The sequence below is a fragment of the Pilosibacter fragilis genome (genome assembly GCF_032490495.1).
Lineage (GTDB): Bacteria > Bacillota > Clostridia > Lachnospirales > Lachnospiraceae > Pilosibacter > Pilosibacter fragilis.
The window spans coordinates 15,641-29,636 of the sequence record NZ_JAVYJB010000014.1 but is presented as its reverse complement, the minus strand read 5'-3'; the positions used below and the strand labels follow the sequence as shown (position 1 = coordinate 29,636).

The 13,996-nt window shown below is 47.3% G+C and carries 15 protein-coding genes; all 15 read right to left on the bottom strand.

The window, feature by feature from the left end; translation table 11 throughout:
• Positions 1 to 5: 5 nt before the first annotated feature.
• The 15 genes from ABCW45_RS12795 to ABCW45_RS12725 all read right to left on the bottom strand — a co-directional run bounded on the left by ABCW45_RS12795 (position 6) and on the right by ABCW45_RS12725 (position 13,996).
• Positions 6 to 1,436: an acyl-CoA carboxylase subunit beta gene (locus ABCW45_RS12795; protein WP_242990531.1), complete on the bottom strand. Its 1,431-nt coding sequence runs from the start codon at positions 1,434 to 1,436 to the stop codon at positions 6 to 8.
• 175 nt (positions 1,437 to 1,611) lie between these two features.
• The gene (locus ABCW45_RS12790; protein ID WP_117469845.1) at positions 1,612 to 2,514 is read right to left on the bottom strand and encodes a YitT family protein; all 903 of its coding nucleotides are present in this window, start codon (positions 2,512 to 2,514) and stop codon (positions 1,612 to 1,614) included.
• Between the two features lie 178 nt (positions 2,515 to 2,692).
• Entirely contained in the window at positions 2,693 to 3,346 is a 654-nt protein-coding gene (gene fsa, locus ABCW45_RS12785; protein ID WP_117469846.1) for a fructose-6-phosphate aldolase, read from the bottom strand.
• Between the two features lie 285 nt (positions 3,347 to 3,631).
• The gene (locus ABCW45_RS12780) at positions 3,632 to 4,693 is read right to left on the bottom strand and encodes an IS30 family transposase (RefSeq protein ID WP_118628825.1); all 1,062 of its coding nucleotides are present in this window, start codon (positions 4,691 to 4,693) and stop codon (positions 3,632 to 3,634) included.
• A gap of 270 nt (positions 4,694 to 4,963) precedes the next feature.
• Positions 4,964 to 5,467 carry a hypothetical protein gene (locus ABCW45_RS12775; protein WP_343220975.1) on the bottom strand — a complete coding sequence of 168 codons (504 nt, stop codon included), beginning with the start codon at positions 5,465 to 5,467 and terminating at the stop codon, positions 4,964 to 4,966.
• A gap of 21 nt (positions 5,468 to 5,488) precedes the next feature.
• On the bottom strand, positions 5,489 to 5,686 hold the full coding sequence (locus ABCW45_RS12770; protein ID WP_118628823.1) for a helix-turn-helix domain-containing protein: 198 nt from the start codon (positions 5,684 to 5,686) through the stop codon (positions 5,489 to 5,491).
• Positions 5,687 to 6,150: 464 nt separating this feature from the next.
• A complete protein-coding gene (locus tag ABCW45_RS12765) occupies positions 6,151 to 7,560 on the bottom strand; it encodes a phage tail tip lysozyme (protein ID WP_118771982.1) in 1,410 nt (469 codons plus the stop codon).
• A 78-nt stretch (positions 7,561 to 7,638) separates the two neighbouring features.
• On the bottom strand, positions 7,639 to 8,121 hold the full coding sequence (locus ABCW45_RS12760) for a phage holin family protein (RefSeq protein WP_002591287.1): 483 nt from the start codon (positions 8,119 to 8,121) through the stop codon (positions 7,639 to 7,641).
• Between the two features lie 2 nt (positions 8,122 to 8,123).
• The gene (locus ABCW45_RS12755) at positions 8,124 to 8,303 is read right to left on the bottom strand and encodes a hypothetical protein (protein WP_117553022.1); all 180 of its coding nucleotides are present in this window, start codon (positions 8,301 to 8,303) and stop codon (positions 8,124 to 8,126) included.
• Between the two features lie 24 nt (positions 8,304 to 8,327).
• Positions 8,328 to 9,389: a reverse transcriptase/maturase family protein gene (locus ABCW45_RS12750; protein ID WP_118293891.1), complete on the bottom strand. Its 1,062-nt coding sequence runs from the start codon at positions 9,387 to 9,389 to the stop codon at positions 8,328 to 8,330.
• 326 nt (positions 9,390 to 9,715) lie between these two features.
• A complete protein-coding gene (avd, locus tag ABCW45_RS12745; protein WP_002591284.1) occupies positions 9,716 to 10,072 on the bottom strand; it encodes a diversity-generating retroelement protein Avd in 357 nt (118 codons plus the stop codon).
• Between the two features lie 40 nt (positions 10,073 to 10,112).
• Positions 10,113 to 11,255: a phage major tropism determinant gene (locus ABCW45_RS12740; RefSeq protein WP_343220974.1), complete on the bottom strand. Its 1,143-nt coding sequence runs from the start codon at positions 11,253 to 11,255 to the stop codon at positions 10,113 to 10,115.
• A complete protein-coding gene (locus ABCW45_RS12735) occupies positions 11,248 to 11,685 on the bottom strand; it encodes a hypothetical protein (RefSeq protein WP_055056154.1) in 438 nt (145 codons plus the stop codon). Before ABCW45_RS12735 ends, ABCW45_RS12740 begins: the two co-directional genes overlap by 8 nt.
• Before the next feature lie 14 nt (positions 11,686 to 11,699).
• Positions 11,700 to 12,836 carry a hypothetical protein gene (locus ABCW45_RS12730; protein ID WP_002591281.1) on the bottom strand — a complete coding sequence of 379 codons (1,137 nt, stop codon included), beginning with the start codon at positions 12,834 to 12,836 and terminating at the stop codon, positions 11,700 to 11,702.
• Positions 12,837 to 12,841: 5 nt separating this feature from the next.
• A complete protein-coding gene (locus tag ABCW45_RS12725; RefSeq protein WP_118684081.1) occupies positions 12,842 to 13,996 on the bottom strand; it encodes a siphovirus ReqiPepy6 Gp37-like family protein in 1,155 nt (384 codons plus the stop codon).

Below are 13,996 nucleotides of genomic sequence, written 5' to 3'. Positions count from 1 at the left end.
TCATATTAGATCGTTCCGTGCTTTTTGGACGGACGATCCTCTCTTTTTGTGAACAGCATCTCAAATGCAGCAGCTACACGCTGTCTTGTCTCGGAAGCCTCGATGATATCGTCTACATATCCTCTCTTTGCTGCCGCAAGTGCGCTTGCCTGCATCTCATTATACTGTGCTGCTTTTTCATTGATCAGGGCTGCCGCATTGTCAGCCTTTGTGATCTCGTCAGCATACATGATCTTCACAGCCGGTACTGCTTCCATGACACCGATCTTCGCGTTCTTCCATGCGTATACAATGTCAGAACCGATGGACTTGCTGTTCATGGTAAGACCTGCTGTTCCGTTTGCCTTGCCGACAACGACAGTTACCTTCGGAACGTCAGCGTTTGCGAATGCGTAGGTCAGGCGTGCTGCCGCCTTCGCGATCTTCTTCTCGTTGCATTTGCAGTTCTTGTAACCATCTACATTGACGAGTGTAAGTACCGGGATCTCGAAAGCGTTGCAGAAGTTTACAAATGCTACTGCTTTCTCACATCCTGCTGCGGTAAGGGCTGCGTCATAAGTAGCAGTCTTCTCGCCGTCTGTATAAACTTCGCTGCGATTTGCAACACAGCCAACGGTAGCTCCGTTTAAGCGGATAAATGCCGTTACCATCTCCGGTGCGTAGTCCTTCTTCATTTCCATGTAGAAGCTGTCATCAGAGATCATGGACAGTGCGATGGATGTATCGCCTGCGCAGTTCTCGATATCTGTGCAGATTCTGTTTAAGTCATCCTCACATTCGCTGTAAGACATGTCATCCTCGTTGTTAGCCGGAAGGATGGAAACAAGGTTTCTGATCTCTGTGAAAATTTCTTTCTCGGAGCCAGTCGCGCATACGTTTCCTGTCTCTTTTGCCTGATACTCAGCGCTGGAATTATCAGCATCGTTCTCAGCGATTACAAACGGAGCATTCACAAACATTTTTGCGTCCTGTTCCATAAATGTGAAATCAGCCATTTCAGATGCCACAGCCATTCCGCCGCCGCAGTTTCCAAACACAGCCTGGATCTGCGGGATCACACCGGATGCCATTGCCTGGCAGACATAAAGTTTGCCGAAGCCGTCCAGGGCATCCATGCTTTCCTGGAGTCTGAATCCTGCACAGTCAACCAGACCAACAATGGGTGCGCCCATTTTCATAGCCATACTATAGAGCTTCTCGATCTTCTCTGCGTGCATTTCGCCGATGGATCCGCCCATTACGGACGCGTCCTGGCTGTACACATAGACGAGAGCGCCATTGATAGTACCATAACCGGTAACAACACCATCTGCAGGGGTTTCCTGAGACTGCATGTTGTAATCAGTGCTTCTGGCAGTAATATAAGCACCAACCTCAACAAAGCTGTTGTCATCAAGCAATTCATGAATTCTGTTGATTGCCGACGTTTTTGTCATTTTGCTGTCCTCCATTATTCCTTAAATTGACGAAAATCAAATTTCTGCCTAGTGTAATAATAAACGGATTTGATGCAAAATTCAAGGAGTTTTTCCCCGCCTTAGCAACATTTTTATCCCTTTTCGTCAGAAAAATTTAAGAAACTTTTTTTCTAATGCCTGTCTCGTGATGCAGTTAATTTTTTAAACCTTCTGCTTGCAGATGACGTTTCATCTCAGTAAAGCCCCGCCCGCGGACTTCTCCGACCTGGTGAACCACCATGAATGCTTCCGGATCGATGTCCATCACGATGCGGTTTAATTTCTGAAGTTCCCTGCCGGAAACTACGGTGACGACGGCCATGGACGTCTTTCTTAAGTGCCCGCCCTCGATCTGGAATAATGTGGTTCCACGGTCAAGCTGTTCCTGCACTGCGATATTGATCTCCTCGTATTTCTCGCTGATGATCTTCGCCTGTACCTGCTTTTTGCCCATCATGAGCATCTTGTCCAAGATCACGGTGTAGACCATGACCATGATAATCCCGTAGAGGATCTTTTCCCGGTCGCGGAACAAAAGCTGGGATAAGAGGATCGCCACATCGAAAACGTACATGGACACAGATACCGGAACCTTAAAGCGTTTCTGCAGGACAAGCGGAGGGATGTCCATGCCGCCGGTGGAGGCACCGGAGCGGATCACGAACCCCAGAGCGAATCCGATCATGATCCCAGCAAAGATGGCACAGAGCATGGGATCCGTTGTGAATACGAAGTCTCCCGCCAGGGCGGTCAGGCGGTCAAGGATGAACGGGTAATAAAATGTCGCAAGCAGGGTCGTCGCCGCAAATTTTTTCCCCAACTCCAGCCAGCCGAGACCGAACATGGCGATATTGAAGACCGCCACGAAGCCGGAAAGAGGGATCCCGAAGAAATGCTGTGCCATAAGACCAAGTCCTGTGGTTCCCGCGGCGATCATGTCCAACGGCAGAATGAAGAGGACGACTCCCGCAGCGTAGACCGTGAGACCAAACAGGATAACCGCAGTCTGGATAACGACAGATGCCGCCTTGTTCTGTTTTGTTTCTGATGTTTCCATTTTTTTTTGTTTCCTTTCTCTTTATATTCTGTTTATTGTTGTTTGTATTGTTTATATATTTTATATTATTTAATTTTTTCCTTTGCAATTTTCCACGTTTTCTATTCTTTTCACTACCTCTTTATCACAGAAAAGCGCGCAAAAAAAGGACGCCCGGAGGCGTCCTCATGAATTTCCCTTATTTGCCGAAAACTGCTTCATAGTCTTTACGGAATTTCTCAATTCCCTGGTCAGTTAACGGGTGATGTGTCATCTGCTCGATTACTTTATACGGAACCGTCGCGATATCAGCGCCTGCAAGTGCACACTCTGTTACATGCATGGTGTGTCGTACGCTTGCCGCGATGATCTCTGTCTCGATATCATGGAGAGCGAAGATCTCTGCAACAGTGTCGATGAGATCGATACCTGGCTGGGAGATATCATCGAGACGTCCTACGAACGGGGACACATAAGCTGCGCCTGCTCTGGCTGCAAGAAGTGCCTGGTTGGCGGAGAAGATCAGGGTCACATTCACCTTGATGCCTTCGGAAGAAAGCACTTTTGTCGCCTTTAAGCCTTCCACCGTCATCGGGATCTTAACGACCATATTCGGGTGGATCTTCGCGATCTCGCGGCCCTCCGCGATCATTCCCTCCGCGTCAGTTGTTGTTGCCTTTACCTCACCGCTGATCGGTCCGTCTACGATAGAAGCGATCTCTTTTAAAGTCTCAACATAATCTTTTCCTTCTTTTGCGATCAGGGACGGATTTGTTGTAACTCCGCAGATCACTCCCATGTCATTTGCTTTGCGGATTTCATCCACATTGGCTGTATCAATGAAAAACTTCATTGGTTCCCCCTCCTGTATTTCAAATAATCGTAACTGCCTGGTATTTTCACAGCTACAAATCGTCATATAAGTCCATTTTAACATGAGGATATGTTTTGTCAATGCATTTCGACGTTTTTCCCGGATTCTAAAAATGTCAACATTAAAATCGACATTTTTTCATGTTTTTATCGTTTTGCCATTTTGCACAATACGCAGCCTGTTTTATTGTATATTTTCACTTTTAGGCAACGCAGTAGTAAGGCTGCCACTGCTGCCAGCCTCTCACGCTCCCTGTATCCGTTGTTATGCAAGCTGCTTTACCTCTTCCTTGAATAATTCCCCTGCTGAATGATAGCCATGTATTTTGCGTGGGTATCCGTTTATCCAGTTCTCTATACTCTCTACCTCTTCCTCTGTCCTGTCGTCAAAATTTGTGCCTTTCGGTATCTTCCGGCGTATCATCTTATTTGTTACCTCATTCGTGCCACGCTCCCAACTGCTGTACGGGTGGCAGTAATATACCTTTGTCCGCTTTTCTCCCTCGTTGATAATAGAACGCTGTAAGCCCTCTGCGTCTGCAAACTCGCTGCCATTGTCTACCGTGATTGTCTTAAATACCCGCTTAAACATATCAGCGCCCCATTTCCTTTCTAATCTATCCAGCGCCGCTACTACTGCCTCGTCTGTATGGTCTGGCAGCTTAAATATAATCTCGTTTCTGGTTTTCCGCTCTGTCAGCACCAGCAGCGTATTTTTTGACTTTCCCCGCTTGCCTAAAACGCTGTCCATTTCCCAGTTGCCGAACTCTTCCCGTGTATCTATCTCTTTCGGGCGTTTCTCTATACTCTCGCCTGCTGCTGCCCTTGACTGCTGCCGCTGCACTTTCTTATATTTCCGCTTTTTATTCTTCTTTACTGGCAAATCCTTGTTAGACAGCTTAAGGAAAATGCCCTTATCAATGTAGCTGTATAAAGTCGTTACGCATACCGTTACGGAAAAGTCCCCCTCTTTTCCCTGCGCTTTCAGCTCTCCCAGTACCGCCGCTGGGCTGTAATCTTCATTTACTATTTTATCCTCTATGTAATTTGCGTATGCAATATCATTCCCTATTTTAAGCTGTGTGCCTCTCGCCTTTAAATTTTCCTCTGCCTTTTCCTGTGCAATATCTGGACTATAGCGCAGTTCTTCCGTATAGTCGCTGTTTCGGTGCATATACTGCCCTCTCTTAAGCTCATTATATATAGTGCTGCGGTGTACGCCCAGCTGCTCTGCTATCTCTATCACGCTATGCCCCGCTTTTTTCAACGCCTCAAGGCTTATACGGTCTGTCCATGTCAGCTGTCGGCTGCCTTTCTTATTCGCCATTTCTGCTACCTCTCTTTCGTTCCTGTTCTTTCCCCATATACGACGAAAAGCCGCAAACTCTTTTACAAGTCTGCGGCTTATGCCTTTACCTATTTACAACACTTTTTACAAGCGGTGTATTTCTTCTTTGCTTGGCTTAGCGGTATGCTCTTTGGGTTTTTCATTCCCGAACAGTTAGGCTTACTATGGTATTTTTTGTTGCTACGGTCTACATATACCGTAGTTTCTCCCGTATGCTGGCTTACGCTGGGCGTTGTGTCCTCGATTACGTCAAGCTCTATATTGCACCCGAACGTCTGTACCCCCCCCCCCAGAAATTTCCAGTATTTCTGCGGTGTAGCGGGCTTTCGGGTACTTTCTCGCTAAGTCCCCCGCCAGCTCTGCCGATAGATTGCCTATTACCTTATCGCCCCACTTTACGTATGCGGCAGGCTCTCCGTTGTATGTATACTTTTCTACTGTAATATCTTCACTGCCGGACATTCTGCTTAAAATATCCTGCCTGTTTTCTCCGTCCTCATTATTGAACGTCACGCCTACTACTTTCGTTCTGATTGTATCTAAAATTCTGCCACCAGATGCAGCGGCAGGCGCTGGCGTTCTGTTTCCGTTCTCTTTTCCTGCGCTTTTCTTTTTCAGTCCAAAATAGGCGCATACTGCCGCAACCACAATGCAGCCCACCCCGCCTGTTATATTTCCAGGCGGCAGCGCCGTTAAACCGCTTACTGCAAATAATGCAGCCACTACCAATAAAATTACCTTTTTCTTTGTCATAGTAAGCCCTCGCTTTCGTATCTACTTCAATTCTAAAATTTCATCAGCAGAGGCGTTAAGCTCTCTGCAAATTTTCGCAAACGCTGGCACGCTCGGCGTTCTTTCTCCGTTTTCCCAACGGCTTATATCTTTCGGGTAAACTTGCAGGCGCTCTGCAAGTTCCTTTTGCGTCACGCCTGCCGCTTTTCGTGCTTTCCTTATGTTTTCGCCTAAATTCATGCCTTACCTCTCTTTTCTTTCGCTCTCAAAATGAAAGCAATAAGCAGCTTTACAAGTCCTACTGCTACTAAAAATACTCCTAATTTCAAAAGCATACTCTTTACTCGGCTGTGGGTTTGTGTTATATTTTTTATAGGCGGCGGGCTTATCGCCCGCCTGTTGGTTAGGGCTTTCGCCCTAACCTATGTACTTACCAATTATGATAAGTATAATTCCTATGATTAAGTCTATCAATGCGTTGATTGCCAAGTCTCGCCATTTGATAGGCTTTTTCTTTTGTTTCTTTTTCTTACCCATTGTGCCGTTTCTCCTTTCCAGTGGCTTTGCCTCTTATTTGTTCTTATCTCCTTTCCATAATTTAATTATATACCCATTTGGGTAACTTGTCAACGCTTTTATGCAGAAAATCCTATAAAATTGCAAAAAAATAGAGGGCAGACAGCGAACCGCCCACCCTCGAAAACTTAAGCTAATCTTGTGGCATAATCTAAGCTAATCCAGCCTGCGCCACTCTTCAAGCGTCCCCAGCCAGCACTTGCGCCCTGTCCGGCTTTCACTTCCACAATGGTAAATACTCCCTTTCCTGTGGTTTCTCCTGTTTTTGCATAGTTTGTGCCTGCTCCCGTTCTGATATTAAGGTCTAAAATATCTACCTGTACGCTAAACGGAACGCCTGCGCTTGCCTGCTGCCCCGCTGCGGCATATACCGCCTTGCCGTTATCATCATATACGGTATAGCCCGCCTTGCAAGCGCTCTTTGCATTTTCCAGCGACGTAAACGCCCCCAGCTGGCTTGCTGCGTCCGTCCAGCTCTTGCGCACTCTGTAATACTTTGTACCGTTTCCTGCTGCATACTTTTTATAGTATCCCTCGCCGTACTCTGCACGCTTTTTCTTTACTGTTTCGCTCTGGTCTGCTGGCTTTTCATATCCAGTAAGAACGGCATCAGATGCAGCACGCACGCTGCCCGCCTTTTTCAGTGCGTCCATTACTGCTGTGTATCCCTGCAATTCTTCCCATAAAAAGCCCAGCTGCATATTAAGGTCTGCAATGGATACGCCCGCCTGTTTTGCATGATTAAGTAACGCCTGCTTTCTGCTCCAATACGTCCACTGCGCCAGCCCATAGCCTGCACTGTCCTTTACAAAATTGCCATAGCTGCCATTATCCACCGCTGCTGTATATTCTGCGTCCGTCTTACCCAGCTTATTGTTATAGATGTTCTGTAAGTTGTTCGGCATAAGCCCGCTTTCAGCATACAGATTACCCATAATACCAGCCACGGCATAAGCATTTAAGCCCTTTCCTGTAAGAAAATTCCAGATTGTTTTTTCATTGCCGCCCTGCGGTGTTTCTGCCTGTCCGCTGATTTTACGCTTAAACTCGTCCCATGTGTGGGCGCTGGTGTTATATACATACGGGTTAGGGCAAATCTTGCCCGTTACGTCGTAATGTCTGATTACATGAGATGCAGGCACGCCGTATTTATTCATAAGGTAACGGGTAAGCTCTGCCGCTGCCTCTACTGTTGCGTCCTCAAAATACCAGTCTTTATCTGTTGCGCCCATGCTCTTTGTGTTTTTCTTCCTTACGCACATTTCAATACCGATACTATTAGCGTTTCGGCACTCTGCGTGCTTATAGCTCGACGCTCCGCAATGCCACGCTATATTAGCGTCCTCTACGCACTGCCATACCTCGCCGTTAAATCCTACAAAGTAATGCGCCGACGCATTTCTATTGCCGCCGCCATAATATCGGCAGTTGTCCTCTGCGCCGCCCAGTGCGCCTACATAATGTATAACAATATACTTAATTCTGGAAACGCTGCCCTTATTGAAATTGTACTTACTTATCTTTCTGTTAATGTTCATATTTCCTGCCTTTCCGCATACAAAATAAGCGCCTGCGGTGTCCCGCAAGCGCTCTTTGCTGCTATGTCCTTATTATTCTTATCTTTCCTGTGTCCTGTGTTCCTCTACGTTGCCTGTGGTGCTGTCCCCGTCCAGTTCGTCTGTGTCCGGCAGTTCGTCCGTATACTTCGCCAGAAACTCCCGCACCTTTTCCCATACCTTTTTTACGGGCAGCCCGCATAATGCCATATTTTTAAAAATGCTCACTACCTCATAGGCAATGTAAAGCAATGCGAAAAATTCAGCCACGCCCACGGTATCAAGCCCTAAATATGTACGTGCCTGCTCCGGTATAAATCCGATTAAGTTAATCTTAATCAGTACGTCGATTGCCAGCATGAATACCAGAGAAATAAGCATACCTACTTTTCTGATAGCCCCGTCAATGCCTGCGCAGCTGTTAAATTTCTTCTCTTTGATTGCACGCAGCACGCCAAAAACCGTGTCGCACACAATCGCCAATACTACCAGCTGGATAATTTTGTTATGTGCCGCCGCCTCAATAAATTCTGTAATAGTCATGTTCATAAATCCTGCCTTTCTCTTAATTGCAAATCTTTTGCCCGCTCTTTCAGCTCTGCGCCGTCGTAGCCTGCTGTCTGCTCCCAGCTTTCCAGAGTGGCTATTAAATCAGCAATAAGCCTGCTTTGCTTTTCTATGGTTTCCTGTTGTTCTTGTACTACCCTTAATAAATTGCTACTCATGTACTCGCTCCTGCATTTTGCCGCTTAAGCAGCCTTTTCTATGGCTGCCTCTGCCAGCGTTTCTATTTTCTTTCGTAGGTTATAGCTGTCGGCATGTCCTGCGTGTCCCGTCCAGCTCTGTATACTCTTTTGTAACTGCTCTTTTGTGATTTTCCCGCTCTCGCACTTCTTGATAGTACGCTTTATGCGCTTTATGCTGTCCTTTCGTACTTTCCTGTGCGTTGCCCTGTGTTTGTAGCCTACAAAGTCTATACCGTTCTTTGCTGCCAGTATGGTAGTTTTCGGGTTAAACTCTAACTTAAGCTCTTCCCGTAAGAATTGCTCTATCCGTGCAAGCCAGCTGCGCAGCTGTTCCTTGTCTGGGCTTAATATTACAAAGTCGTCCATATATCGTATGTACGCCTCTACGCCCAGCTCATGCTTAATAAACTGGTCTAATGCGTCCAGATAGATATTTGCAAATAACTGACTGGTAAGGTTTCCTACTGGTATCCCTACGCCGTCCGGCATATTGCCGTTGTGGTCTATTATCCTGTCCAGCAATGCCAGTACCCCAGCGTCTTTTATAACCTTACGTATTTCAGTTTTTAATACCGCATGGTCTATGCTCTGGAAATAGTGGTGTATATCTGCCTTGATAGCATAAAGCGGCTGGTCTGGGTGGTATTTGTTCCACTCATACAGCCACTCTTTTAGCGTATCAGACGCAGCGTGCATACCTTTACCTTTCCGGCAGGCGTAAGACTGCGATATAAACCTCTTATCAAATATAGGCTCTAACACGTTGTTTATGGCGTGCTGTACCACCCTGTCATAGAACGGCAGCGCCATTATCTGCCGCTCTTTCGGTTCGTACACCTTAAAGTAATGGTATTCGCTCGGCTCATAGGCAAGGTTTAGAATATCTTCCCGCACCTTGTCTAAGTTTTCCTCTTTGTCTTTCGTAAAAATCAGTACGTCTTTTCTGTGGCGTTTACACTTTCTGGCTTTGTTATAGGCTTTCTGTACGTTTCCATAGTCGCCCATAGCCTCTAAAAGCGTAATGCGCCGCCCGTCCTTATCGGTAATGTATCCTACTCTCTTCAAGTATTAAGCTCCTGCCTTTCGCCGTAGCTACTAACCAGCAGCCGTATTTTTTCTCTTTGCCTCACGGCGGGACAGCCGCTCTGACTATAGGATATTAAACACTCGGTCTTATCCCTTTCTAAGTCCTTGCCAGTATTCCGTAGAACTCTGTGCCTGTAATGTTCTCACTAAGTCACACGCCCCACGAGCGCCAATGTTCGTATTGACATTCCACGGGTAATTGTTGCAATTCACGGCACGAGCGCCGCAATTCGCCCCATTGTTCCAGTTGCCGCCCGCTATCAGCGCCGCCAGAGGCTGTAAGTAAGCAGCTGCCCCATATCCTGCTATTTTCTGGTCTTTACCTCTTCTATCAGTTCGCCCAGCATAACGCCTATTTCTTTCAGCTTGCGGCAGCTCTCGCCGTAGTGCCGTGCGTTCATGGCGCTATATTTCAAATCATGCGCCAGCCGCAGCAATTCTTTACTTTCCTGCAATGCCGTATCCACCGTGTATAAATGGCTTTTCGTTGCCGTCTTATCCCACTTTATAACCTCTTGCAGCATTTCAAGAATTGCGTTTCTGGTCGCCGTCTGTAAACTGAATTTCTCATACTTTGGGTACTTCGTAAGCAGAGGGTAAATATATAGCAGAAAATCGTATATTTTCTGGTGTATAATATCTGTTTTTGTCTGTATGTCCATGCCTTACCCCCGTTTATCCGGCTGGGCTTTCGCCCGCCGTCTACAGAGAGTCACACGCCCCACGAGCGCCAATGTTCGTAATGACATTCCACGGGTAATAGCTGCAACCCACGGCACGAGCGCCGCAATTCGCCCCATTGCTCCAGCTGCCGCCCGCTAGCAGCGCCGCCAGAGAATATGCGTAATACTGGTAAATGTTACCAACGTCGTAAGACTTCTCGCCTGTGTTCAATGGGCTTTTCTTGTCCCAGCCCCACGCTACGCTTGCGTGGTAGTCTGCATTTGTGGCGTGTTCCGCTCTTGTAATAAGCTCGTCCAGCCACTCCCAGACACGCCCCACGGCATCTACAACGCCCACGGAAGAAACGGCATTTACCACACTGCCTGTTACGCCCCTACCTGTGTTGCTGGTGGCGCTCCATGCGTTTGTATTTGCGTTATCCAGTCCGGCAGGGCTGCCAAAAGCATAAGCGCAAAATTCTGCATAGTTCGGCAGGCGTTTACCGCTCTTTGCCAGACGTTCTACAAAGTTATACCAGTTCATGCTTTCTGTACCCGTCATAGGTGCGCAGCCGTACTCTGATTTCAAGCCCTTTGCTCCGTCGTCAGAATTAAGGTAAATATCTACCCATGTGCCACCGCCTAAATATACCATACCCTCTGGGCTGCATTTCGGGCGGTGTCCCAGTGTCCATACAGAACGTGGTACAATGCCGTTGCTTACTGCACTTTCCCAGCCTGTGCCAAAAATAACACTGCTGCCATTAAGCGGCTGTAAATTGCTGTCCACCTTGCGGCAGCGTCCATAATGAAAGCCGCCGATTTTACGGCTGTTTGTAGCGTTCCAGCCTGTCGGGTATGTAGAGTTAAGGGAAATTACGTATTTCTCGTCTGCGCTGTCAATTCTGCTGTCGCAGATATATACGTAATAGTCTTTACCTACCGCAAAAGCGCTGCCTGCGTCCAGATTAGCAGCCGTAAGAATGGTATTTGCTGTCTTGAAAATTCCAGCACCACCCACGGCAATTACGCAGCCCTCTACTACGGTCAGTTCATTTGCTCCGCTGGCGTAAATGTACTCATTGCTCGGTGCTACAATATCGCTGATTGTAGCCATTTTATTTACGTTCAAAAGCGCCCTTGCGTCGGTCTTTGTAACGTCGTCCACTAATAATCTACTCATACTGCTTTAATACTCCTTTCAGTGCTGCAATGTCGTCTGTTGTCATTCCTGCCACGGTGTCTGTGCGTTCCAGCGCAATTACCTTGCAGCCCGCTTTTACCGCTTTGGAAAGTGTAAGGGCTGTTCTGTCGTTTCCTGCCTCTCCTGCTGCCGCTGCCTCGTCGGTCTGGATATGTGTTACTCCCTGCACCGTGCCGGATACGTCGCCCGCTACAAATTTCATACCTACCGCTGCCTCGTCGCAGTAATATACCGTAACCGCCTTTTTCTCTTCCTCTACAGCTGCTACGCCACACTCAATATAACGCTGGTTCTCTGCGCTCTCGATTTTCGCCAGCAAATCTGCTGCCGCCAGTTCTCCGCTTGCTACCATAGCAAGGCAGTTGTAATAATCCTCTTTTGTCTTTAATACTTTAGGAAATCCTTTCATGGTCTGCCGCCTTTCTAAAATGTATTTGCAAGATAGGAATTACCCACGTAGGTAGCCCCTAACACTGCCGTTTCTACTGTTCTTTCGTAATGCTGGCTCATGTATGCTGCACCCATGTAACACAATCCCAGCACAGCATCATGCTTATAGTCAATGCCCCAGCCGCTTTCTACTCTCTTAAGTCGCTCGTCCAGCGCTGCTATTGCCTCTTTTGTTTCTTTCGTGCCTGCCTCTGCCTGCTTTTTCACTTCCTGCATGGCTGCTGCCAGCTCTTCAATTTGCAGTTGCAGGCTGCCTGCTATGTCCTCGCCCAGCTTGTCCTTGATACTCTCAAACCATGTGTTAAATTCGTTTTCAGCGTCCGACTGGAATAACTTAATTTTTGCCATAAATTCTGTATAGGCGCTTAAAAGTTCCTTGTCCCAGTTGTCAAGCGTGCTTTCAAAACTGCTGTATCTTTCGTTAAACTGGCTCTCATACTGTGCAAATAAGCCCTCTGTCTTGCTTACGTAGCTGTCATATACGCCCGCAATCTCTGTAAGGTACTTTTCCATACTCTGCTTATATGCGCTGAACTCGTCCAGCACGGCTGCGCTGTAGGTGTTGAAAAAGTCCGTAAACTGCTTTGTAAGCACGCTTGCGTCTATCTCTTCCACCGTTCCTGTTACAATGCCGCAGACTGCGCTATTAAACCGCTGGTCTGTGATGTTCTGCGTCTGTATCCTTGTTACGCCCTTGCCTACGTAAATATCTGCAAGCGCAAGCTCCCATATTTCCGTAGTGCGTGTTACTGCCGTTGCTGTCGGCTTTGCAGACGGTGTGCCTTTCAGCACCGCAATATACATATCTCTTTGCGGCAAATCCCAGCGAACTACTACCCTGTCCACCCTGTTAAGCGCTCCCTCTGCCGTATCCAGTGTTACGCTAAGCGTTGCAGGATTTCTAAAGGCGTAGCCGTTTATAAAGGCATAGCCTGCATTTACTCTTATTTCCATGCCGCTGTAAGCTACCACCTGTAGCCCGTCGCTTGGCTTTGGAAAAATGCCGTTTGCAATGAAAGTAGCAAAGTACCACGCCCAATCCTCGGCTTTATATACCCTGTCGTACTCTCCGTCTACTGCCACGGCATTAAACGGTAAGCTGTTTGCCATTTCTGCTACCTCACTTTCCTAATCTGGTCTACCAGTGTCGGCAGGCTGTCGCCAAAAGTCGCCTCTATGGTTTCCTCGCCTTTCTGGTATGTTTCTGCTACTTCTGTAATGCGTGCATCTATCTGTATGCCCCACTTGGTTTCTTTGCAAGTAATACGGTCGCCTAAATCAAAATCAGCCTTAAATTTTAAGTTTGAATTTGTATTTATGGTACTTACAAAATTTATGTTCTTGCCGTAGTTTTCCAGTTCTGCGCTGCCTCTCGTTTTCAGCATTGCAATATAGGTATTCAGCGGTATTGTTACCTCTGTTTCCCCCTGCTGGTACTTTCTGGCAATGTCCGTAGCGTCGCAGAATACCTCTACTAAATCCAGCCCCGTTGCGCCCTCGCCGTCCACTGTGGTTACTGGCTGGCTGCCGTCGTCGTCAGCTGCTCCCTGCACATAAATAAAGTTGCCGCAGTTCTCTATACTGGCTGTATATTCCTGCTCGTTGACATTATCAAAATCTCTTGAAAATATGCAGGGTGTGTTACCCTCGGTATTTGTGGCTGTAAGGTCATTGCCCTTATACAGATAAAAGCCAAACAGTCTCTCTCTTTCGTTAAGCAGAATGTCATAGCCCAGCTTTCCAGCCTGCGCCCTTGCCTTTACTTCCTGCCCCAGTTGTGCGTATACCTCGTTTGCATATTCAACCGCCACGCCGTCTATGGTTTCCTGCGCCAGAAATGTAAGCAATGGAAAACGCCGCTTTGTTCCTGCTGCGCTGCCGCAGTTGTTCTTTACCATAAGGTTTATAAGATACTGGTTTGTACCTGTCGCCACAATCTGCGGATAAATGCAGCGCTTATTAAGCCACCAGCTAAGCATATAGCCTTGTGCCTCTAACTGCTCTAAGCCGTTCTCGTCTTTGGTAATGTGTACGTAGGTTATCTGCGCTGCCCTGCGCCATACGCCGCCGTCAGCGGTCTTTACTTCCTTTTTTCCGTCGTGCTTGGTTATTAAGTTACCCTCTACCAGCAAACGGCTGTTATTGTCCGTAATCGGCGCAAGCAGGCTAAAAGTTCCTACGTCAAAATACTTTGTATGCCATAGCAGGCTTGCCAGCTCGTCTATAGCTCCCAGCGGCTGTACTGTCTTGTCGAATACTCTAAGCTCCAT

Coding starts and splice junctions, on each gene's coding strand:
- ABCW45_RS12795 (WP_242990531.1), bottom strand. CDS start 1,436: ATGACAAAAACGTCGGCAATCAACAGAATTCATGAATTGCTTGATGAC.
- ABCW45_RS12790 (WP_117469845.1), bottom strand. CDS start 2,514: ATGGAAACATCAGAAACAAAACAGAACAAGGCGGCATCTGTCGTTATC.
- fsa (WP_117469846.1), bottom strand. CDS start 3,346: ATGAAGTTTTTCATTGATACAGCCAATGTGGATGAAATCCGCAAAGCA.
- ABCW45_RS12780 (WP_118628825.1), bottom strand. CDS start 4,693: ATGGCGAATAAGAAAGGCAGCCGACAGCTGACATGGACAGACCGTATA.
- ABCW45_RS12775 (WP_343220975.1), bottom strand. CDS start 5,467: ATGACAAAGAAAAAGGTAATTTTATTGGTAGTGGCTGCATTATTTGCA.
- ABCW45_RS12770 (WP_118628823.1), bottom strand. CDS start 5,686: ATGAATTTAGGCGAAAACATAAGGAAAGCACGAAAAGCGGCAGGCGTG.
- ABCW45_RS12765 (WP_118771982.1), bottom strand. CDS start 7,560: ATGAACATTAACAGAAAGATAAGTAAGTACAATTTCAATAAGGGCAGC.
- ABCW45_RS12760 (WP_002591287.1), bottom strand. CDS start 8,121: ATGACTATTACAGAATTTATTGAGGCGGCGGCACATAACAAAATTATC.
- ABCW45_RS12755 (WP_117553022.1), bottom strand. CDS start 8,303: ATGAGTAGCAATTTATTAAGGGTAGTACAAGAACAACAGGAAACCATA.
- avd (WP_002591284.1), bottom strand. CDS start 10,072: ATGGACATACAGACAAAAACAGATATTATACACCAGAAAATATACGAT.
- ABCW45_RS12740 (WP_343220974.1), bottom strand. CDS start 11,255: ATGAGTAGATTATTAGTGGACGACGTTACAAAGACCGACGCAAGGGCG.
- ABCW45_RS12735 (WP_055056154.1), bottom strand. CDS start 11,685: ATGAAAGGATTTCCTAAAGTATTAAAGACAAAAGAGGATTATTACAAC.
- ABCW45_RS12730 (WP_002591281.1), bottom strand. CDS start 12,836: ATGGCAAACAGCTTACCGTTTAATGCCGTGGCAGTAGACGGAGAGTAC.
- ABCW45_RS12725 (WP_118684081.1), bottom strand. CDS start 13,996: ATGGAGCTTAGAGTATTCGACAAGACAGTACAGCCGCTGGGAGCTATA.